Annotated in this window: 18 protein-coding genes; 11 read left to right on the forward strand and 7 right to left on the reverse strand. The window is 69.2% G+C overall.

Going from position 1 to position 20,971, the window contains the following annotated elements:
* Nucleotides 1–189 precede the first annotated feature (189 nt).
* A complete protein-coding gene (locus ACFXKA_RS31620) occupies nucleotides 190–846 on the reverse strand; it encodes a TetR/AcrR family transcriptional regulator (RefSeq protein WP_379430090.1) in 657 nt (218 codons plus the stop codon).
* A 33-nt stretch (nucleotides 847–879) separates the two neighbouring features.
* Nucleotides 880–2,439, reverse strand: a complete 1,560-nt coding sequence (locus ACFXKA_RS31625; RefSeq protein ID WP_379430116.1) for a multicopper oxidase family protein — start codon at nucleotides 2,437–2,439, stop codon at nucleotides 880–882.
* 251 nt (nucleotides 2,440–2,690) lie between these two features.
* Here ACFXKA_RS31625 and ACFXKA_RS31630 point away from each other — a divergent pair, with 251 nt between their 5' ends.
* Complete coding sequence (locus tag ACFXKA_RS31630; protein WP_379430091.1) at nucleotides 2,691–3,992, forward strand: MFS transporter; 1,302 nt, start codon at nucleotides 2,691–2,693, stop codon at nucleotides 3,990–3,992.
* Between the two features lie 61 nt (nucleotides 3,993–4,053).
* On the opposite strand, the gene ACFXKA_RS31635 is transcribed toward ACFXKA_RS31630, so the two are convergent.
* Nucleotides 4,054–4,560, reverse strand: a complete 507-nt coding sequence (locus tag ACFXKA_RS31635; protein ID WP_379430092.1) for a nitroreductase family protein — start codon at nucleotides 4,558–4,560, stop codon at nucleotides 4,054–4,056.
* A 96-nt stretch (nucleotides 4,561–4,656) separates the two neighbouring features.
* Between ACFXKA_RS31635 and ACFXKA_RS31640 the strand changes: the two genes are divergently transcribed.
* From ACFXKA_RS31640 to ACFXKA_RS31660, 5 genes are all read left to right on the forward strand, one after another.
* A complete protein-coding gene (locus ACFXKA_RS31640; RefSeq protein WP_379430093.1) occupies nucleotides 4,657–4,995 on the forward strand; it encodes a hypothetical protein in 339 nt (112 codons plus the stop codon).
* Between the two features lie 77 nt (nucleotides 4,996–5,072).
* On the forward strand, nucleotides 5,073–6,269 hold the full coding sequence (locus ACFXKA_RS31645) for an AI-2E family transporter (RefSeq protein WP_379430094.1): 1,197 nt from the start codon (nucleotides 5,073–5,075) through the stop codon (nucleotides 6,267–6,269).
* 199 nt (nucleotides 6,270–6,468) lie between these two features.
* Nucleotides 6,469–6,717: a hypothetical protein gene (locus ACFXKA_RS31650; protein WP_379430095.1), complete on the forward strand. Its 249-nt coding sequence runs from the start codon at nucleotides 6,469–6,471 to the stop codon at nucleotides 6,715–6,717.
* A gap of 9 nt (nucleotides 6,718–6,726) precedes the next feature.
* Complete coding sequence (locus ACFXKA_RS31655; protein ID WP_379430096.1) at nucleotides 6,727–7,323, forward strand: transglutaminase family protein; 597 nt, start codon at nucleotides 6,727–6,729, stop codon at nucleotides 7,321–7,323.
* Between the two features lie 106 nt (nucleotides 7,324–7,429).
* On the forward strand, nucleotides 7,430–7,933 hold the full coding sequence (locus tag ACFXKA_RS31660) for a flavin reductase family protein (protein ID WP_379430097.1): 504 nt from the start codon (nucleotides 7,430–7,432) through the stop codon (nucleotides 7,931–7,933).
* Between the two features lie 178 nt (nucleotides 7,934–8,111).
* On the opposite strand, the gene ACFXKA_RS31665 is transcribed toward ACFXKA_RS31660, so the two are convergent.
* From ACFXKA_RS31665 to ACFXKA_RS31675, 3 genes are all read right to left on the reverse strand, one after another.
* The gene (locus tag ACFXKA_RS31665) at nucleotides 8,112–8,384 is read right to left on the reverse strand and encodes a hypothetical protein (RefSeq protein WP_379430098.1); all 273 of its coding nucleotides are present in this window, start codon (nucleotides 8,382–8,384) and stop codon (nucleotides 8,112–8,114) included.
* 278 nt (nucleotides 8,385–8,662) lie between these two features.
* Nucleotides 8,663–10,969 carry a glycoside hydrolase family 65 protein gene (locus ACFXKA_RS31670; RefSeq protein ID WP_379430099.1) on the reverse strand — a complete coding sequence of 769 codons (2,307 nt, stop codon included), beginning with the start codon at nucleotides 10,967–10,969 and terminating at the stop codon, nucleotides 8,663–8,665.
* Nucleotides 10,966–11,739, reverse strand: coding sequence for a beta-phosphoglucomutase family hydrolase (locus tag ACFXKA_RS31675; protein WP_379430100.1), 774 nt, complete (start codon nucleotides 11,737–11,739; stop codon nucleotides 10,966–10,968). The genes ACFXKA_RS31670 and ACFXKA_RS31675 overlap by 4 nt, the downstream gene beginning before the upstream one ends.
* A 135-nt stretch (nucleotides 11,740–11,874) precedes the next feature.
* On the opposite strand from ACFXKA_RS31675, the gene ACFXKA_RS31680 reads away from it, so the two are divergent.
* The 5 genes from ACFXKA_RS31680 to ACFXKA_RS31700 are packed head-to-tail and all read left to right on the forward strand — an operon-like array spanning nucleotide 11,875 to nucleotide 20,137.
* Nucleotides 11,875–12,165 (forward strand): hypothetical protein, encoded by a 291-nt coding sequence (locus ACFXKA_RS31680; protein WP_354850629.1) that lies wholly within the window; start codon nucleotides 11,875–11,877, stop codon nucleotides 12,163–12,165.
* A gap of 14 nt (nucleotides 12,166–12,179) precedes the next feature.
* Nucleotides 12,180–14,129 carry an aconitate hydratase gene (locus tag ACFXKA_RS31685; protein WP_379430101.1) on the forward strand — a complete coding sequence of 650 codons (1,950 nt, stop codon included), beginning with the start codon at nucleotides 12,180–12,182 and terminating at the stop codon, nucleotides 14,127–14,129.
* Nucleotides 14,130–14,151: 22 nt separating this feature from the next.
* A complete protein-coding gene (locus ACFXKA_RS31690; protein ID WP_379430102.1) occupies nucleotides 14,152–18,618 on the forward strand; it encodes an HAD-IC family P-type ATPase in 4,467 nt (1,488 codons plus the stop codon).
* A 47-nt stretch (nucleotides 18,619–18,665) separates the two neighbouring features.
* Nucleotides 18,666–19,691, forward strand: a complete 1,026-nt coding sequence (locus tag ACFXKA_RS31695; protein ID WP_379430103.1) for a DoxX family membrane protein — start codon at nucleotides 18,666–18,668, stop codon at nucleotides 19,689–19,691.
* A 14-nt stretch (nucleotides 19,692–19,705) separates the two neighbouring features.
* Nucleotides 19,706–20,137: a hypothetical protein gene (locus ACFXKA_RS31700; RefSeq protein ID WP_379430104.1), complete on the forward strand. Its 432-nt coding sequence runs from the start codon at nucleotides 19,706–19,708 to the stop codon at nucleotides 20,135–20,137.
* Between the two features lie 47 nt (nucleotides 20,138–20,184).
* On the opposite strand, the gene ACFXKA_RS31705 is transcribed toward ACFXKA_RS31700, so the two are convergent.
* Entirely contained in the window at nucleotides 20,185–20,955 is a 771-nt protein-coding gene (locus ACFXKA_RS31705; RefSeq protein WP_379430105.1) for an RNA polymerase sigma factor SigF, read from the reverse strand.
* Between the last annotated feature and the right edge of the window lie 16 nt (nucleotides 20,956–20,971).

Genomic DNA, 20,971 nt, shown 5'->3' on the forward strand with positions numbered 1-20,971 from the left:
CGGTGCAGGAAGGACAGTTCTGCTTCGACGGTCTCTTCGTGGGCTTCCAGATAGGTTGCGTAGTGACCGCCGGGTACGCGAACGATCGCACACCGGCCTTTCGGTGGGTCCTTGACACCATGAAGTGAACCACCTGGTTCACTTCATGTCAACGGCAGGGACCCCGCTGTAATACCGTGCGGGACAGAGCTATTCGACGGCGGCCTCTTCCCGGTCCAGGACACGGGAGAGCGCCTCGAGCCCGGCCTCGGCACCGGCGGTATCCCCGCTGGTCAGCCAGTCGATCAGGAAGCCACGCAGGGCCGCGAGGATCAGCTCGGCCACCTCCCGCTTCCGGCCCTCCGGCCAGGCCACCGGGCACAGCGAAAGCAACAGCGGCAGATACTGTTTCGAAGCCTCTCGGCCCAGTGCGGCATGCCGCTGCGGGTCGTACAGCGCCAGTCCGATGGCCTGATCGAGAACTCGCAGCCCGGTTTCCGCGTCGACGAGCACCGGCCACAGCGCCCGCACCCGCGCCGACAGCGTCGGTTGCTGCCGGTCGAGGATCGCGAAGGCGGCGCCGATCCGCCTGTCCCGCAATCGCACGATCGCCTGCGCGAGCAGGTCGTCGACGCCGTCGAAATGGTAGAGCAGCACCTTGTGGGTGGTACCGGCCGCCCGCGCCGCCCGCCGCAGCGAGAAATCCACCAGGCCGTTGGCCGCGAGATCGTCGGTGACGCGGTCGAGCAGGTCGTCGCGCCGGGCCGTGCCGCGGGCCGAACCCCTGGATCGCCGGTAACCCGCGGGCCCCGGAGCGCCGGGCTCGGTGTCCGCTTCCTCGCGCTGGGACGGTGTCGTAGGGGCCATGCGGATGAACCTACCCGCGGCAGGGCGGCGGGCTCAGCGCACGTAGGACAGGATGCTCATCATGCCCGCTTCTCCGTGGTAGGCGTTGTGGCAGTGCAGCATCCACTGGCCGGGGTTGTCGGCGTCGAGGTCGACTTCGACCGTCTGCATGGGCAGCACGATGGAGGTGTCCTTGCGCGGCCCCGATCCGGCCCGGTTGACGAGCTGGAAGGTGTGGCCGTGCAGGTGCATGGGGTGGTACATCATGGACTGGTTACGGAAGCGCAGGCGGATCCGTTGACCCTGGGAGACATTCAGGGCGGCGTGGTCGGGATAGGCCTTGCCATTGATGGTCCAGACGTATTTCTTCATGTCGGAGCCGAGGGTGACGTCGAGGGTCTGATCGGGCTGCTTCGCCTGCAGGCGAACCGGTTCCGCGGCGGTGAGGCGATCCGCCGTCAGCGGCGCCACCGCGAGTTCGGCCGGCTGCACGTCGGCCGGGGGTGGGGTGCCGCCGCCGGTGCGGATCAGCGCGAAGCCGCGGCCGGTCTTGCCTTCGGCCGCGGCGACCAGCGGGAAGACGCCGTCCGCCAATTCGACGATGGCGTCGTAGCGTTCGCCCATGCTGATGAGCAGGCTGGAGGTCATGATCGGCTGCACCGGGAAACCGTCGGTGTGGGTGACCCGCAGCTGGTGTCCGCCGACGGCGACCCGGAACGCCGTGTCCGCGGCGGCATTGATGATCCGCAGCCGGATGCGCTGCCCCGGTCGCGCGGTGACGACGGTGGGATCACTGCCCAGGCGGCCGTTGATCAGGAAGTACGGGTAGGTGACGTCGCCGGCGTCGGAGCCGAGCGGCGCGTTCGGGTCGGCGGGCGTGGACATTCCGCCCGAGACCATGGTCGTGCCGTCGTGGTTCATGCCAGGCATCCCGCCCATGGCCATGCCCGCCATGCCCTTGTCCCGCAGGGCCTGCAACTCCTTGTCCGGGTCACGCCCGTTCACGCCGTCGAGCCAATCGTCGAGCACCACAACGGCTTCGGTGTCGTAGTCGCGGCCGTCGGCCGGATCCTCGACGATGAGCGGCGCGTACAGGCCGCGGTCGAGCTGCACCCCGACGTGCGGGTGGAAGAAGTAGGTGCCGGAGTCCGGCGCGGTGAACTCGTAACCGAAGCGGCCGCCGGCCGCGATCGGCGCCTGGGTGACGTCGGGGACGCCGTCCATATCGTTGCGCAGGGCGATACCGTGCCAGTGCACCGTGGTCGGCGCCGGAAGCGCGTTGATGAGGTTGGCGCGCACCACCTCGCCTTTGGCGATGCGGATTTCCGGGCCTGGCACCGTGCCCCCGAAGGCCCAGGTCGGCACCTGTACGCCACCGAGGTCGAGGGTGGTCGGCTCGGCGCGCAGCGTGACGTCGCGGACGGTGGCGCGGGCCGTGCGACGCGCGGCCTCCGCGGCCCGGACCGCCTCGGAATCGGGCTGCACGAGGCTGGGCGCCGCTGCCGTGTTCTTCGCGCACGCGGCCAAGGTCGCGGCCGCCGCGGCACCCGCTCCGAGCGCTAGGAATCCCCGCCGGTTCAGTGGCGCCGCGGGCGACCGGACGTATCCGGTCACTCGCGGCGCAATGTGCTGATCAGCCACGTCAGCCAGCATAGCCCGACGCGGCCTGCCACCCCCCGGGGGTATCCGCCGCGAACCTGATGCGCGGTGGCCCGCATCACAGCACACAACCTTGTATATACCCCCTAGGGGTATTAAATTCTCCCGTGTCGAACCACCCACTCACCGAGGAGCCACGAGATGTGCGAATGCGACTGTCCCCGCCCCCGCGACCCGCCCCAGCCCGTCTCCAGGAAGTGATTCCGATGCGTTCCGCGCCCATGCTCACCTCGCTCCTCCGCAACCGCGACTACCTGCGGCTGTTCACCGCCCAGGTCTCCGGGCTCTTCGGTACCGGATTGACCACCGTCGCACTGGGATTGCTCGCCTACGACCTCGCCGGCGGTGCTGCCGCCGGTGTCCTCGGCACCGCGCTCACCATCAAGATGCTCGTCTACGTCACGGTCGCGCCGATCGTGGCCGCGTATGCCGATCGCTTTCCCCGCCGGGCCTTCCTGACGGCCCTGCACCTCACGCGCGCCGCCGTCGTCCTGGCACTGCCGTTCATCGACCAGATCTGGCAGATCTACGTGCTCATCGCGGTCCTCCAAACCGCTTCCGCCGCATACACACCCACCTATCAGGCGGTCATCCCCGACATCCTGCCCGATGAGCGGGAATACACCCGGGCGCTCTCGGCCGCGCAACTGGCCGCCACCATGGAGACCCTGCTCAGCCCGATGCTCGCCGCCGCCGCACTGACGATCATGAGCTTCCACTGGCTGTTCGTCGGTACCGCCATCGGATTCGCCGTCTCGGCCGCACTGGTCATCGCGACCAGGATCCCGGACGCGACCGCCACCAGCGGAGACTCGTTCCGGGAGCGGATCACGGTGGGCCTGCGGATCTTCGCCGCGACGCCGCGCCTGCGCGGGCTGCTCGGCCTGAACCTGGTGGTGGCCGCAGCGGGTTCGATCATCATGGTCAACACGGTCAACTACGTCCGCGACACCCTCGGCGGCACTCAGACCGGAGTGGCAATGCTGCTGGCGGCCAATGGATTCGGCACCATGCTCGTGGCCCTGTCACTCCCCCGGGTGCTCGACCGCATCGGCGCTCGCCCGGTCATGCTCACGGGCGCGGCCATCCTGCTGGCCGGTCTCGGCGCGGCCATCGCCCTGTCGCTCGCCGGCTCGGGTGGCTGGCGGTGGGGCGCGGCCATCGCGGTGTGGGCGACCGTCGGCGTAGGTACCGCCGCGATCCTGACCCCGACCGGCCAGGTGCTGCGCAGCTCCTCGCAACCCGCCGACCGCCCCGCCGTCTTCGCCGCCCAGTTCTCGCTCTCGCACCTGGCCTGGCTGCTCACCTACCCGGTCACCGGATGGCTCACCACCACAACCGGATTCACCACCACCTGGGTGACGCTGGCGGTGTTCGCCACCATGGGAATCACGGTCGCCCGCCGGATGTGGCCTCGCCACGACCCGGAGCAGGTGATTCGACTGCACATCGAGCCTCACCCTCAGGCCACTGCGGACCAACGACCCGAACTCGCCGCCGCGGCCTGACCATCCCGATCGCCGCGCCGCCCAGCGTCCGGGCGGCGCGGCGGCATACATCTATCGACCGCTACTTCCAGGTCAGCAGCTCACCGACCGAGAGCCTGCCGCTCGGAATCGCATTCGGCGCACCGGCCGGCTGCGGATCCGGGTACCCGAGGGCGATGACATGCCGCGGCAGCCATCCCGGTGCGAGCTCGAGCAATTCGGCTGCGCGAGAAACATTCTCGGCGGGATACAGCGTGGTCGGGCAACTGCCGAGCCCCTGTTCGGCCGCGGCCAGACACAGCGACTGGGTCAGCCGGCCCATGTCGAACTCGGTATCGGCGAAGCCGTTGTCCTGCGAGGCCAGGACCAGCGCCAGGGGCGCGGCGGCGAGATGAACGGCATAGCCGCCGAGCCGGGACAGCTCACCCCGCACCGCCGAATCGGTGACGGCGACGAAGCGCCAGGGCTGCCGATTGCGCGCGGAGCCGGTCCAGCGGGCCGTGTCGACGATGCGCTCGATCACCGGGAGCGATACGGGATCCGCCCGGAAATGTCGCACCGCCCGCAGTCCCCGGATCGCTTCATCCACTCGGCAACCCTATCGGCTCGAGCGGTGCGTGGAGATTGCCGACCCGATGTCCGGGTACCCGCCGAACATCGGCACCTGCACCGAAGAGGAGGCATCATGCCCGATCGACAACAAGATGCAGCACAACCCGACAGCGCCGGGCAGCACGGCGACCGCACCGAGCAGTTCCCGGACCACGCCAGGACCACCCGATCACACGCGGGCGAGTCCGTGGTGGACGCGCGAAACTGGCCCGGTCTCATCCTGTTCGCGTTCGGAATCATCGCGCTCGTGGCCGCGTTGGCCGCGGCCGGTTACGGGTTTACGGGGCGGGCGGTACTGGCCGGGGTGGTCTGCGTCGTGTGGCTGGCCGCGGGCGTATCGCTGGTGATCAGCGAGCATGTGCGGGTCAAGCACGGCGAAGGTCGAAAGCTGGGCGATCCCGGCGGCCACTGAGCGGAAACGGGACTCATATCGGGGCATCGCTGACGGACGACGGCCAGCGCCCGCCTTCCCGACCGGATAGAGAATCGATGAACGACGAAAAAGCGCACAATCAATGGGTAGCGCAGCCGCATTCCGACAGTGAACCGGCGCCGATTTCGGAAGCCGAGGAGCGTGCTGCCGAGCTGTCCAGCGATCAGCATCCGCTGGGCAGGCCCGGACGCAGGTTCGACCGGCACTCGCCGTTCATGGTGGGACTGATGGCCTCCGCGGGTGTGCTGGTCACTGTGGGGACCGTGCGTGTCGTGCTCACAGCCCATCAGGCGCTGCTGCTCGTCGCCGCGGCGCTGTTCCTCGCCATCGGCATGGAGCCGGCGATCTCGTGGCTGGTGCGCCACCATGTCCGCCGCGGTTTCGCTGTCACGCTGGTGTTCCTGATCGTGCTCGGCGGCCTGGCCGGATTTCTCTGGGCCGCGATCACACCGTTGATCGGCCAGGGTCAAGGCCTGATCCACCATGCGCCCGACGCCCTGCACCATCTCGAGGACCGCTACCCGCTGGTCCGGGAGGCAACCGACCGCTTCCACCTCGACGAGTGGCTGCAGCACGCAACCGGCGCCGACTTCGGCAAGGTGTCACAGGGACTGGTCGGAGCGGGCAGGGTGGTCTTCAGCTGGGTCACCGCCACGATCCTGGTCGCGGTGCTCACCGCGTATTTCTCGGCGAACTTCCCGGCCTTGCGCGCGAACCTCTATCGGCTGTTTCCGCGGGAACGCCGGCCCCGCGCCATCCTCATCGGGGACGCGATCTTCGCCAAGGTCGGCGGTTACGTGCTGGGCAATCTGCTGATCTCGCTGATCACCGGAATCCTCACCTTCATCTGGCTGGCCGCCTTCGGAGTCCCGTTCCCTCTGGTGCTGGCCGTGCTGGTCGCGGTGCTCGACCTCATCCCCCTGATCGGCTCCACACTGGCCGGTATCGCCATAGCGCTTGTCGCGCTGACGGTTTCGCTGCCGGTCTGCCTGGCGACCGTCGTCTTCTTCATCGCCCTGCGCTGGCTCGAGGACTACCTGCTCGTCCCCCGCATCATCGGGCGCACGGTACAGGTCCCCGCTGTGCTCACGGTCGTCGCCGTCCTGGTCGGCGGCTCGATGCTCGGCGTCCTGGGCGCACTGCTCGCCATCCCCACCGCCGCGAGCCTGCTCCTGCTGGTCCGGGAGTTGCTCTACCCCAGGCTGGACCGTCCCCGGGCTTCCGGTGCGGCCGACCCGCCCGATAGCCGGTGAGCCGGTCAGGACGACCCGTTCGAGTCGGTCTCGGTCGCGGTGCGGTCGTCCACCCCGTCGTTGAGGTACCGTCGCCATGGGCGGTGGGCCTCGTACGGACCGCAACTGCCGCCGTGGTCCCGCATGCGGACCGCGTAAGCAGGCGAAAAATGGGCAAACCGCTAGCGCCGGTCAATCCACCATCGTTCAGGAGGCTGCCATGGTCGACGAAGGTGTCTATCGAGTGCGGTTCTGCGAGTCGTGCACCGCGACCACCGAGGAGGCCACGAAATTCCACGATCTCCTCAGAGCCCTGGGTGGAATGGTGGTCTACGGCACCTATCCCGGCCCGCTCGTGATCGGTATCGCGGTGGAGGCCGCCGAGCACGTCGCGTCCTTCCCGTTCGTCGAATCCGTGGTGTCGGTTAGCGACAACTCGGCGGTGAGCGGCCAGCCGACGCCGCACTAGGGTGGACCGGTGTCCTTCGCGCCCGTGTCGATGCTCAGCCCCTCGGCCTATCTCTCCGGCGATCCGATCGTCGAGGTCGATCACCCGGCGGTCCGGGCGCTCGCCCGCGAGATCCGATCGCAGTCCGACAGCGATATCGACTGCGCCCGAAGGGCATTCGAGTGGGTACGGGATGAGGTCGCGCACTCCTACGACGCGCAGGACTCCCGTGTGACACTACGCGCCTCGGACGTGCTCGAGCAGCGTGTCGGCCTCTGCTACGCGAAGTCCCACCTGCTCGCCGCGATCCTGCGCGGGCAGGGCATCCCCACCGCGCTGTGCTATCAGCGGCTCACCCACGGCGACGGGCACGTCCTGCACGGCCTCGTGGCGGTTCATCTCGACGGTGCCTGGCATCGCCAGGACCCGCGCGGGAACCGGGCGGACATCGCCGCCGAATTCTCGCTCGGCACAGAACGACTCGCCTTCCCGGTCGACCCGCAGTTGGGCGAGATCGACTACCCGCACCTGCACCGCACACCGGCAGACGTCGTCGTCGATGCTCTGCGGCAGGCGACCGACATACTCGCCGTGTACGACGCCGGATTGCCGTCGCAACTCACCTGAATCGGCGTCGTTTCCACTCACGCGGCATACAAACCAAATGGTCTGTGTAGGCTGAAGCCCGCTCCTGGACCACTGTCCCGACCGGCCCGAAACGGGGAGGTGCGGCGTGTCACGCGAGGTCGATTCCAGCGGCGCATTCGATCTCACCGTCGCGGCCGCCGACGCACCGGTGTGGATCGTCACCACCCTCGCCGACGGCCAGCGCGCCGGCTGCCTCGTGGGGTTCTCCACACAGGTCAGCATCGAGCCGCGGCGATTCCTCGTCTGCCTGTCGAAACGGAACCACACCTATCGTGTCGCGGCCCGGGCAGACCACCTGGCGGTCCACCTACTGTCACACGAGTCCCTCGCACTGGCGCACCTCTTCGGCTCCGAGACCGGACTCGAGCTCGACAAGTTCGAACACTGCGACTGGCAGGAGGGTCCGCACGCGCTGCCGATCCTGACGGCCACGGCCGGCTGGTTCGTCGGCGAGATCCTCGACCATGCCGATTTCGGCGACCACGTCGGCTTCCTTCTCGCCCCCACCGCGGCTCGACCACCCACGCCGGACACTCCCCCGCTCCGCTACGCCGCGGTGGCCGGCCTCATCCCCGGCAACCAGCCCTGAGACCGGTCACATGGCCATGTTCGGGAACATCATGTTCCACATCTGTCGGAGCATGTCCATTATCTGTGTCCACATCACGGTAATCACCTCCTGATCATTGCGAGGTCCTCCGCCTACGCGCTACGCGTCGGCGTCGAAGGTTTGCGAGGCGATCGCGCGGCCGGAGTGAACCGGCGGTTCAGCGCGGCGCCCGGTGCTCCGGTGCGATCGGGATGTCCGAGCCCTGTAAACGGGTGGCCAGTAGCTGCTTGCCCAGCTCGCCGCCCGTGCGGCTCTCGGTCTGGGCGCGGCGGAAGAAGTCGGCCAGTTCGGTATCGGCGTCACGTTCGGCGTCGGCGATGAAGGTGTCCAGCCGGAGCGCGTTGTCCAGCGACGCCTCGACGAACCAGATCAGGTTGTAGTCCTTGTCGCGGGTACCGGTGATGATGCCGGTTTCGCTTGTCTTGCCCATGGCGTTGGTTCCCTTCCGCCGAGTGTTCGTTTCATCTCCCCGCTTGCCGCTTACCCTCGCCCGCGCCGGGTAAGCGGGCGGTATGGAACTTGTACATCTCGATCTCCGTGCCGGACCGTACGCTGTTCCGGTGCCACCGATACGGCCGTCGGAACCGATCCCGCCGGTGGAGCCGGGGCAGCCCATTCCGGAACCCGCGCCGCCCGTGCCCTTCCCCGCACCCGGGCCACCGATTCCGGCGCCGCCGGATCCGCTTCCGGAGCCCGGGCCATCGGAACCTATTCCGCAGCTGCGCCCGCGGTTGCCGTCGGGTTGGGCAGGTCCACCGGGCTGTCTGTCAGGGTGATGCGCCGGCCGTGGTGGGTCAGGGTGACGCTGTCGCCGGATTCGAGTCGGTAGGTGGTCGACTCGGCGGTGATATGGACGGATATCCGGCTGCCGTGCCACAGGATTCGGAAGCACAGCCGATTCAGCTGCTCCGGGAGGCGCGGGGCGAAGCCGAGGTCGCCGTCGTGGTCGCGCATGCCGCCGAAGCCGCCGACGCAGCTGATCCAGGTACCTGCGACCGAGGCGATGTGGACGCCTGCGGCGACGTCGTGGTGCAGGTCGTGCAGATCGGTGAACGCGGCCTCACGGAAATAGTCGTAGGCGAGCGCGAGGTGACCGATCTCGGCGGCGAGGACGGCTTGGGTGCACGCCGACAGTGAGGAATCGCGGACGGTCAGCGGGTCGTAGTACTCGAAGTTGCGGATCTTCTGATCGCGACTGAAGGCGTTGGGGCACAGGTACATTGCCAATACGAGGTCGGCCTGTTTGACCACCTGCTGGCGATACAGATCGAAATACGGATAGTGCAGCAGCAGTGGATAGTTCTCCGGCGGGGTGGCGGCGAAATCCCATGGGGCGTACCGGGTGAACCCTTCGGACTGCTCGTGTACCCCCAGTTCGTCGTTGTAGGGCAGATACATGGAGTCGGCACAGTGACGCCAGCGGGTGAGCTCCGCGGGCTCCACACCGAGTCGTTCGGCCAGATCGGGCCGCCGCGTACAGGATTCGGCGGCCTCGCGCAGGTTCCGGGCCGCCATCAGATTGGTGTAGATGTTGTTGTCGGCCAGGGCGGAGTACTCGTCGGGGCCGGTCACGCCGTCGATGCGGAAGTCCCCGGCCGAGTCCTCGTGACCCAGGCTCACCCACAACCGCGCCGTCTCGACCAGCAGCTCGACACCGCACTCGGTCTCGAACTGCTCGTCGCCGGTCGCGGCCAGGTAGCGGGCGGTCGCGTCGGCGATATCGGCATTCACGTGGACGGCCGCGGTGGCGGTCGGCCAGTACCCGGACGCCTCCTCACCGTTGATCGACCGCCACGGGAACATCGCCCCGGCCTGCCCCAACTCCCGGGCCCGCTGCCGCGCCTGCCCGAGGGTCGAGTGCCGCCAGCGGAGCGCGTCACCCGCCGCCATCGGCATGGTGTACGTGAGCACCGGCAGCACATAGGTTTCGGTGTCCCAGAATGCGTGGCCGTCGTATCCGGGACCGGTGAGGCCCTTCGCGGGAATCGCCCGCGCCTCACCGCGCGCGCCCGCCTGCAGCACATGGAACAGCGCGAATCGCACCGCCTGCTGCAGTTCGGGGCTGCCGTCCAGTTCGATGTCGGCCTGCGCCCAGAAGTCGTCGAGATAGGCGCGCTGACGGTCGAGCAGCTGCTGCCAGCCGATCTCCAGCCCGGCCGCGAGCGCGGCCTCCACCTGGGCCCGCAGCGCGGACGCCGAGCGCCGCGCCGACCACCCGTAAGCCAGAAACTTGGTGAGGCACAGGCGATCCCCCGCGGGCACGCCCGCGGCGATCGTCATCCGGGCGAGGTCGTTCTCGGCGTGCACATCGCAGCGGGTGGCCACCGCGACATCGAACTCGTGGTCCATCGCGGCCGCCATGCGCAGCTGCGACCGCCGGGTGTGATGGACCAGCACCGCGGAGAGGTCGCGCGCCACGGCGCACTCCCCCACGAGCGGGTGATCGAGCGCAGCAGCCAGGCGGGGATCGTCCGGTTTCGCCGGATCCGGTTCATTGGCGAGCAGATCCGACTGCACGACCACTTCGAGATCACCATCGAGCGGCTCGACCTCGTAGCGGATCGCCGCCAGTGCCCGCTCGGTGAACGACACCAGGCGTTCCGAACGAATCCGCACGCGGCGGCCGGTCGGCGAGGTCCACACGGTGGAGCGGCGCAGGGTGCCGGACCGGAAATCCAGGACGCGGTCGTGCTCGACCGTAGTGCCATAGCGCAGATCCATCGGCTCGTCCTCGACGAGCAATCGGATGATCTTGCCGTCGGTCACGTTGACGACGGTCTGGCCCTCCGCCGGATAGCCGTATCCGGCTTCGGCGTACGGCATCTTCCGGGATTCGTAGAAGCCGTTGAGGTAGGTGCCCGGTTTGCCGACCGGTTCGCCCTCGTCGAGGGTGCCGCGCAGGCCGATGTGCCCGTTGGACAGCGCGAAGATCGATTCGGTGCGTTGCAGCGCATCGAGATCGAGCCCGCACCAACGCAATTCCCAGGGCGCTACCTCGAATCTCGCATCGCTCATGAGGATTCCCGCAAGTCGGCCAGGTCGCGGACGACGACGTCGGCTCCGGCCCGGTACAGCTGATCGGTATGGTCCGGGTCGCCGGTGCGGTCGACGCCGACGACGAATCCGAACGCGCCCGCGCGGCCGGCCTCCACCCCGGCGACCGCGTCCTCGAACACCGCCGTGGCCCGGGGATCGACGCCCAGGGCGTCCGCGCCCGCCAGGAACCCATCGGGTGCGGGCTTGCCGGGCAGGTCACGCTCCGCGAAGGTGTTCCCGTCGATGCGGATCTCGGCATAGCGGTCCAGACCGGTGGCGGCCAGCACCGCCGCGGCGTTCGCCGACGAGGATACGACGCCGATTCGCAGCCCGGACTGCTGCACAGCGGTAAGATAGTCCACCGACCCGGGGTAGGCGTGCACGCCTTCTCGTTCGATCAACGTGTGCACGAGTTCGTTCTTCTTCCCACCGATACCATGCACGGTCTGCGCATCGGGACCGTCTTCGTCAGAACCCTCGGGCAGCTCGATATCTCGCGACTTCAGGAATTCGCGCACCCCGTCCAACCGAGGTCTCCCATCCACGTACAGTTCGTAGTCCCGCTCCGAGAAGGGCTGGAATCCAGCGCCGCAGCGCTGGCGCAGAAAGCCGTCGAAAGCGCTCTTCCACGCCTGCTCGTGCACCCCGGCGGAATCGGTCAGCACGCCGTCCATGTCGAACAACACCGCGCTGATCGCACGCGGCAGTCCCAGGCGGCGGGTCCTGGTGTCCCGGTCGTCGTGGTCCATACCGGTGCCTTACCCGCGGCAACCCCGGACAAACACGATTCCCCCGGCGCGAGATGTTTCGCGGTGATTCTTCCGGTTACTCGACCGACTGCCGGCAGTCCGGCCGGCGCTCACGACAGCGGAAAGGCAAAAACCATGCTGATGCTCACCCCCACTGCCGTCGAGGCAGTCCGCGATATCACCTCCGGAGACGGCGCGCCGCAGGACGCCGGACTGCGGATCTCCACCCCCGATGACGCCCAGAGCTTCCACCTGGCCGTCGCCGCCGAGCCGTCGCAGGACGACGAGGTGCTGACTGCCGAGGGAGCCCGCGTCTTCATGGACCGCAAGGCCGCCGAATTCTTCGACGACAAGATTCTCGACGCCGGCCTCGACGCGAAGGGCAATGCCACCTTCGTGGTCGGACCGCAGGCCGCCACCTCCTAGACTCGTCCGCGACGATGTCGGCGAATCTGGCTCGGAAACTGATCGAGTCGCACCTGGTGTCCGGTGCGATGAAGCCGGGTGCGGAGATCGCGATCAGGATCGACCAGACGCTGACCCAGGACGCCACCGGCACCTTGGTGATGCAGGAACTCGAGGCCTTGAACCTCGAGCGGGCGCGCACCGAGGTCAGCGTTCAGTACGTCGACCACAATCTGCTGCAGACCGATGAGAAGAACGCCGAGGACCACGAGTATCTCCGCACGGCCGCCCAGCACTTCGGCCTGTGGTTCTCCAAGGCGGGCAACGGTGTATCGCACCCGACGCACATGCAGCGGTTCGGTATACCGGGCAAGACTCTCGCGGGCTCGGATTCGCACACTCCGGCGGCCGGCGCGCTGGGCATGCTGGCCATCGGAGTGGGCGGATTGGAAGTGGCGCTCGCGATTTCGGGTCGGCCGCTGCACCTGAGGATGCCCGAGGTGTGGGGTGTCCGGCTGGAAGGCGAACTGCCGCAGTGGTGTTCGGCCAAGGATGTCATTCTCGAGATGCTGCGCCGCCACGGCGTGAGCGGCGGGATCAACCGCATCATCGAGTACCACGGCCCGGGCCTGTCGAGTCTGTCGGCGATGGATCGCCATGTGATCGCGAACATGGGCGCCGAACTCGGGGCCACCACAACGGTATTCCCGAGCGACGCGGCCGTGCAGGCCTTCCTCCGCGAGGAGGGACGCGAGAACGAGTGGGTCGAGCTGGCCGCCGATGCCGACGCCGGTTACGACCTCGAGGACTCGATCGACCTGTCCACCCTCGAGCCACTCATCGCGAAGCCGTCCTCGCCCGGCAACGTGGTGCCGGTGCGCGAGGTCGCGGGCACCGATATCGCGCAAGCGGTGATCGGCTCCAGCGCCAATCCCGGCCTGCGCGATTTCGCGATCGTGGCGGCGATGGTGGCCGGGCGGCAGACCGTGCCACAGGTCAGTTTCGACGTGAACCCCACCTCGCGGGAGATCCTCACCGATCTGACCGCGATGGGTGCCGTCACCGACCTGGTGGCCGCCGGGGCCCGCATCCATCAGGCCGGATGCCTGGGTTGCATCGGCATGGGCCAGGCGCCGGCCGTGGGTCGCAACTCACTGCGCACCATGCCGCGCAACTTCCCCGGCCGCTCGGGCACCAAGGAGGACTCGGTCTGGCTGTGCTCGCCGGAAACCGCCGCGGCGTCGGCGCTCACCGGCGTGATCACCGATCCACGGGAGTGGGCGCGCACCGTGCGCATGGACTATCCGAAGCTCGACCTGCCCGCACGCGCCGCGATCAACACCATGATGCTGGTCGCCCCACTGGATCCGGAACAGGCCCGGCAGGTGCGGCCGGTGAAAGGGCCCAATATCTCCAGCCTGCCGCCCCTGGCCCCGCTGCCCGAACGGATCGAGGCGCCGGTGCTGCTGAAGGTCGGCGACAATATCTCCACGGACGAGATCTCTCCCGCCGGAGCACGGGCACTGCCCTTCCGATCCAACATCCCCAAGCTGGCGATGTTCACCTTCACCCAGATCGACGAGACCTATCCGGAACGGGCACAACGGGTCTCCGAATCCGGCCATCTGATCGTCGGCGGCGAGAACTACGGTCAGGGCTCCTCCCGCGAGCACGCCGCGATCACCCCTCGCTACCTCGGGCTGCGAGCGGTCATCGCAAAATCCTTCGCCCGCATCCACTGGCAGAACCTGGCAAACTTCGGTGTCCTGGCACTCGAATTCGCCGATCCCGCCGACTACGACGGCATCGACCGTGACGACTTCCTGCGCATCGACGATCCGGGCGAGATCGCGCACAGGACGACATTGCAGGTGCTCAACATGAGCAAGGAAACGACTTTCACCGTCCGGCATCGTCTTTCGCCACGACAGGTACAGGACATCCTGGCCGGCGGCCTGATACCCCGCCTGGCGCAACGCGCATGACCGACGCGGAAGGGAGGCGTTCGTGCTGTCCCGCCTGATCGGCCTTACCACCGGTACGGCCCGGGGGCTCGCCCGTGGCCTGGGAACCGCGGCCGAGGTCGGCGCACAAGTGCGCCACGATCTCGGAACGCTGCTCGATCCCAGCCTGCACCGCGACCGCCGGGTGGCACGTGTGGGTGATCGGGTGTTCGTGGAAGTGCACGGCCTCGGTTCCGAGCGCGGCCCGAAACTGGCCGCGGAACTGCGCGACACCTTGCGCGCGGTCCCCGGCGTCCAGCACGTACGGACCAATGCGATCACCGGGCAGGTCATCATCACCACCGATGCCGACATCGCCGACCTGGTGGCGGCTGTGGCCGGGATCGAGAGTGACTTCGGGGTCGCCGACCGTCCCTGGGATCCCACCACCCCGCATCCCGGAGACCTGGAACCCGCACTGTCCGCGGCCATTTCGCTGGCCGGCGACACCCTGGCCCTCGGTCTCGCGGTCGCCGGCGCGCTGGCTCCCCGGCGAGCACCCGTTCAGTTCTTCCAGGCCGCCGCCGCCATGTTCGATACGCAGCCGCGGCTGCGGGCCGTGCTGGAACAGCGCATCGGACTCGCGCGCACCGACCTGCTGGTGACGACCGCCAATGCTCTCGGGCAGGCGGCCGGTGAGGGTGTGGGCAGCCTGCTCGTGGACGCCGGGCAGCGAGCGCTGGTCCTGGCCGAGGCGGGAGCTCGGCACGCTCGGTGGCGGCAGTGGGAGCTGGACGGGGATCACTCCCAGCGGCTCACCGGGCCCAGGGAGCCGCTGCGACTCGGACCCCGCCCCGTCGAGCTACCGCCGGGACCGGTCGAGCAGTGCGCGGACGAGGTCGCCACCGGATCGGCGCTCGCCACCGCCACCGCCCTGTTCGGCCGCGGCGCCGCCGACATCGCACCCACGCTGGGTCTCGCCGCGCCGAAAGCCGCACGCACCAGCCGGGAATCGTTCGCGGCGGCCGTCGCCATCCGCCTTTCGCTCGCCGGGGTGGTGACCGTCGATCCCGGAGTGTGGCGGCGGTTGGACCGGCTCAGTGCCATTGTCATCGACGGTGAGGTGCTGCTCGGCTCCCATCGCCTGGTGCTCGACGCCGAGGCGGCGGACGAGCGTGAGCTGCGGCGGATCTGGAGCGGCGCGCAGGAGCGACTCTGGATCGCCGACGACGCGGATTCCCCGGCCGCAAGCGATGATTCGGACGCCGATGGACCGCTACGCCTCGTCGAGAAGGAACAGCCGGGATCGGATGGACTCACCCGGTTCGACGTCCACGATGGTTCCCGGCAGATCGGGCGCGTCCTCGTCGGACATGAACTGCATCCGCATGCCCAGGCTATCCTGCTGGCAGCTCGTGACGCCGGGTTGCGAGTGATTCTCGCCGGGACACCGGACACCGCCGAATTGCGCTCCTCCACAGACGAATTCGTTCCCCACACACAATCCCTGCACGACCTGGTGCGCCGATTGCAGGAGCACGGCCATGGCGTCGCGGTGGTCTCCGCGTCAGCGGATCGCGCGCTCGCGGCGGCCGACGCGGCGATCGGCGTGGTGCGTTACGACCCGGCGGGCGGGAGGCAGTCCCCGTGGGCGGCCGACGCCCTGTGCACCGACCTGGCGCAGGTAGTGGGTGTCCTGGCGTCGATCGCACCCGCACGCAACGCGAGTGCCCGGGGCCGCGCCCTGGCCCTCTCCGCGGCCTCGCTGGGCGCCCTGCTGGTCGCGGCCGCGCCGCAGCGCCACAACGAGCAGTTCCCGGTCACGGCCGCTCAGGCCACCGGCCTGCTCACCGGCGGCGTGAGCGGTTGGCAGGCAACCGATTCCGACCTCGACGCCGCCGACGCACCCCTGCTGCCCTGGCACGCACTCGAAGCGCACGAGGTGCTGACCCGGCTGCCCGAACCGGAGCCGGCCACCGAAACCTCCCGGCCGCATCCGCTCACACCGATCCTCGACCGAGCGACCGCGGCCGTCGCACCGTTCGGCCGGTTCGCCGGGCAGCTGCGCGCGGAGGTGGCCGACCCGCTGACGCCGATCCTGGGCGTCGGCGCCGCGGCTTCCGCAATCCTCGGTGCGCCGGCCGACGCACTGCTGGTGTCCTCGGTGATGACCGTCAATGCCGTGGTGTCGACGGTGCAGCGCCTGCGCGCCGAAGCCGCATTGCGCGATCTCCTGCACGGCGAGGAGCTGCACGCCTGCCGAATCGAACGGCGGGACGCGCTGGAGCGGAGCCCGGACGATCTGGAAGGCCTTGCCGGACAGCGTATCCCGGCCGAGAACCTGCACGTCGGCGATATCGTGCTGGTGCGCACCGGCGATGTGGTGCCCGCGGACGCCCGGCTGCTGTGCTGCGACGACCTCGAGATCGACGAGTCCGCACTGACCGGCGAATCGGTCACCGTGGAGAAACGAGTGGCCGCGACGCCCGGAGCCGCCCTGAGCGACCGATACTGCATGCTGTTCCAGGGCAGCACCGTCGTCAACGGCATCGCGGCGGCGATCGTGGTGGCCGTCGGCGCCGACACCGAGTCCGAACGTGCTGCCGCGGCGGCGATTCCACCGCGCCGGAGCGGCGTCCAGGCGCAGCTGCGCCGCCTCACCGATCAGGCCTTGCCCACCACCTTGGCCGGCGGGTCGGCGGTCACCATCCTGGGCTGGCTGCGCGGCCGGCCGCTGCGTGCCGCTCTGGCCGAGGGCGTGGCGGTCGCGACCGCCGCCGTCCCGGAGGGTCTCCCGCTGGTCGCGACGGTGGCGCAGTCGGCGGCCGCCCGGCGGCTGTCGCGCAGCGGAATTCTGGTGCGCGCCAGCCGGACCGTCGAGGCGCTGGGCCGGGTCGACACCATGTGCTTCGACAAGACCGGCACCCTGACCGAGGGCAGGCTGCGGCTCACCACCCTCGCCTCACTCGATCGAGAATGGGAGCCCGGAGATGCCGATCCCGCCGCCCGGCAGCTGCTGCGCGACGCCGCCCACGCCTGCCCGGATCCCGACGGCCCGATCGTGCACTCCACCGACCGCGCCGTCCTGGACGCGGCCGCCGACCTGCCCGCCGGCGAGGGCTGGGAAACGGTGGAGGAATTGCCTTTCGAGTCGAATCGGGGCTTCGCCGCCACTCTCGGCCACAACCCGAAGCGGCTGCGCCTGGTCGTGAAAGGTGCGCCCGAAGTGGTGCTCGACCGCTGCGCCCGGGTGCGGCAGAACTCCGAAAAGCCCTCCACCACCCCATTTTCCGACTCCGACCGCGAACGGGCCGACCACCTGGTGCACGACCTCGCGGACCGGGGTCTGCGCGTGCTGGTCGTGGCACGCCGCGAGCTGCAGTCGGCGCCGGACGATATCGAGAGCGCGGTCGAGAAACTCACCCTGATCGGCTTCCTGGGCCTGGCCGACACGCCGCGCCCGCAGGCGCAGCCATTGATCACCGCCCTGCGGCACAACCGGATCGGCGCCCGCATCATCACCGGTGACCATCCGGTCACCGCGGCCGCGGTGGCCCGCGAACTGGGTATCGAGGCCACCACCGTGACCACCGGCGCGGAACTCGACGAGCTCGATGAATCGGGTCAAGCCGACCTCATCGAACACAGCACGGTGTTCGCCCGGGTGAGCCCGCGGCACAAGGTCCGTATCGTCTCCGCGCTGCAGCAGAGCGGTCACGTGGTGGCGATGGCCGGCGACGGCGGCAACGATGCCGCCGCCATCCGCACCGCCGATATCGGAATCGGTTTGGCCGCACGGGGTTCCACGGCCGCCCGGAACGCCGCCGATCTGGTGCTCACCGATCCGGACCCGCTGGTGCTGCTCGAGGCGCTGACCGAGGGGCGCAGCATGTGGCGGCGGGTCAGCGACGCGGTGGGTGTGCTGGTCGGCGGCAACGCCGGCGAGGTCGCGTTCACCGTGCTGGGGACCGCGGTGGCCGGGCGCGCGCCGCTGGGGACCCGGCAGTTCCTGCTCGTCAACCTGCTCACCGACATGTTCCCGGCCATGGCCGTCGCGGTGTCGCCCGACCCGGCGGCCGAGGAGAACGCCGAAAGCTCCAGCCGCGCCGAGGAACTGGGCGCGCGCCTGGCCGCCCGGCCGCCCGCCGATCTGGGCGCCGAACTACTGCACGCCATCCTGTCCCGGGGCGCCACCACGACCGCGGGCGCCACCGGGGCCTGGCTGGTCGGCCGATACACCGGGACCGCCCGCCGGGCGAGCACCATCGGGCTCGTCGCCCTGATCGGCACGCAGCTGGGCCAGACCCTGCTGGCCGCCCGGCACAGCCCGCTGGTGTGGTTCACCACCGCCGCCAGCGGCGCCGTCCTGGTCACCGTCGTCATGACGCCGGGTATCTGCACCTACTTCGGCTGCCGACCGCTCGGCCCGGTGGGCTGGGCGATCGCCGGCGGCGCGGCCGGCATCGCGACCGCGATCGGCGCGTTTGACGGCGGGCATGCCGGGAACAGCGACAACGTCAGGCCCACGTAAGGAACGTCAAGCCCACGTAAGGCAACCCTTCCGGAAAGGAGTCCACCATGCTGCGGCGAATTGCCCACCCCATGCTCGCGACCGTTTTCGTCGTCGACGGAATCGACACTCTCGCCAATCCGGATCCCCGGGTCAAGACCGCGACCGCCGCGGTGCAGAAGGGCGAGCAGAAGCTCCCGCCACAGCTGGCGAAGTACCTGCCCGACGATCCGGGGCGCGTGGTCCGGATCAATGCGGCGGTCCGCATCGGCGGCGGCGTGCTGCTGGCGCTCGGGAAGCTGCCGCGGCTGTCGACCGCGGTGCTCGCCGCGACCGTGATCCCCGCGGCGCTGTCCGAACCGGGATATTGGACCGAGGAGGACCCGGAGCGGCGCGCGGCGAAACGCACTGCGCTGCTGAAGGATGTGAGCCTGCTGGGCGGCCTGCTCATCGCCTCCACCGATCGGCAGGGCAAGCCCTCGCTCGGCTGGCGCGGCCGTCGCGCTCTCGACAAACTCCACTCGGAAACCGGCCCGGCCCATGATCGCGTCGCCCAGCTCGCCGATGCCGCGAAGGAACACGGACCGGAACTGGCCGCGACGCTACGGGAGCAGGGCGAACGCCTCGCCGAGTCCGCCCGTGAGCATGGTCCCGAACTCGTTGCGGCAGTGCGTGATCGGGGCGAACGCCTCGCCGAGTCCGCCCGCGAGCATGGTCCCGAACTCGTTGCGGCAGTGCGTGATCGCGGCGAACGCCTCGCCGAGGCCGCACAGCACCGCGGCGAACAGCTCGCGGAGACCACCCGTGACGTCGGCGCCCAGTGGGGCAGGACCGCCTCCGATCGCGGCGGCCAGCTCCTCGATGCGGCCCGCGAGCACGGCGGCCACCTCGCCGAGAGCGCACGGGAACACGGCGGGCCGCTGTCGGACACCGTCCGGGAGCACGGGGCACAGCTCGCCGGAACAGCGCGGGAGCAGGGCACACAGCTGGCCACCACAGCGCGCAAGCGCGGCAGGCGGCTCGCCCGGGCCGCCCGGGAACGCGGCGAGCGGGCGGCGGACGCGGCTCGCGACGCCGCCGGCCGGACACGATGACGGGAGCCGGCACCATGACGTCTCAGCACGTCGTATCCCGAACGGCCCGACCGGGTTTGTGGCTGTGCGCGGCGGCGACGGCGGTCGCCGTCGCCGCCGGCTGCGCGAACAGCACGGCACCGGGCGTTCCGGGAACCGGTGCGCCGCAGCCCTCCGGGCAGTCGTCCGGCGGTCCCACCATCACCGCGGATGCCGCGAAGCAGCTCTGCGACATGATCCGGCCCGAGGTCGACAAGTGGCGTGCCGACGGCCCCACCGAGGCACGGCTGAAATTCAATGCCACCGTTCAGGATTGGGCGTTGCGCAACAACGGCGTGAATTTCGCGGTGATGCGCAATCGCTCCGTCATCGACCAGACCACCACCGCCACCTGCCCGGACGTCCACGACGCGGCCGTGCAGGCGATCCAATTCCCGGACCTGGCTTCGGGATTGGTGGGCTTCTGACATCCGCCGGGGCGACGCGAGCCGCCCCGGCGAGATCGGTCACGAGCTCAATTCGCGAGGGATTCGGCGCGGAGCTGCCCGAGGGTCTTGGCCAGAATGCGCGATACCTGCATCTGCGAGACGCCGAGACGTGCGGCTATCTGATTCTGGGTCAGCGACTCGAAGAATCGCATCACCAGGACCCGGCGCTCCCGATCCGGCAGCTCGGCGATGAGCGGGCGAACCGCGAGCAGCTGGTCCACGTGTTCGTAGCCGGTCTCTTCGGCCCCCAGCGCGTCCAGCATCGCCAGCGGAGTGTTCTCCCCGTCATCGGGGCAGGCCGCTTCCAATGAGGCGCTCTGGTAGGCGTTGGACGCCAGCATCGCCTGTGTCAGCTCTTCCGGATCGACGTCCAGCTCGGCGGCCAATTCGCTGGCCTTCGGCATCCGGCCCAGGCGCTGCGCCAAGGTCTCGATGGCGGTGCCCAGCCGGACCTGGGTCTCCTTGATTCGCCGCGGCACCCGCACGGCCCAGGTGCTGTCCCGGAAGTAGCGGCGGACTTCACCCATGATGGTCGGGACCGCGAAGGACAGGAAGCGGGAGCCGCGATACACATCGAAACGATCGATGGATTGGATCAGCCCGAGCCGTGCGACCTGGAGCAGGTCTTCGAACGCCTCGCCGCGACCGGAAAACTTGCGTGCGATGTGATCGGCCAGCGGTAGGCAGCGATCTATCGCTTCCTCTCGCAAGGCACTTCGCTCGGGAGCATCGGTTTCGACGGCGACAGCCAGTTGTTTGAGCAGCGGCTCGATATCGTCGTAGCTGTCACCCGTCATCGGAATCACCCCGTAT

This window comes from Nocardia sp. NPDC059228 (genome assembly GCF_042754245.1).
Lineage (GTDB): Bacteria > Actinomycetota > Actinomycetes > Mycobacteriales > Mycobacteriaceae > Nocardia.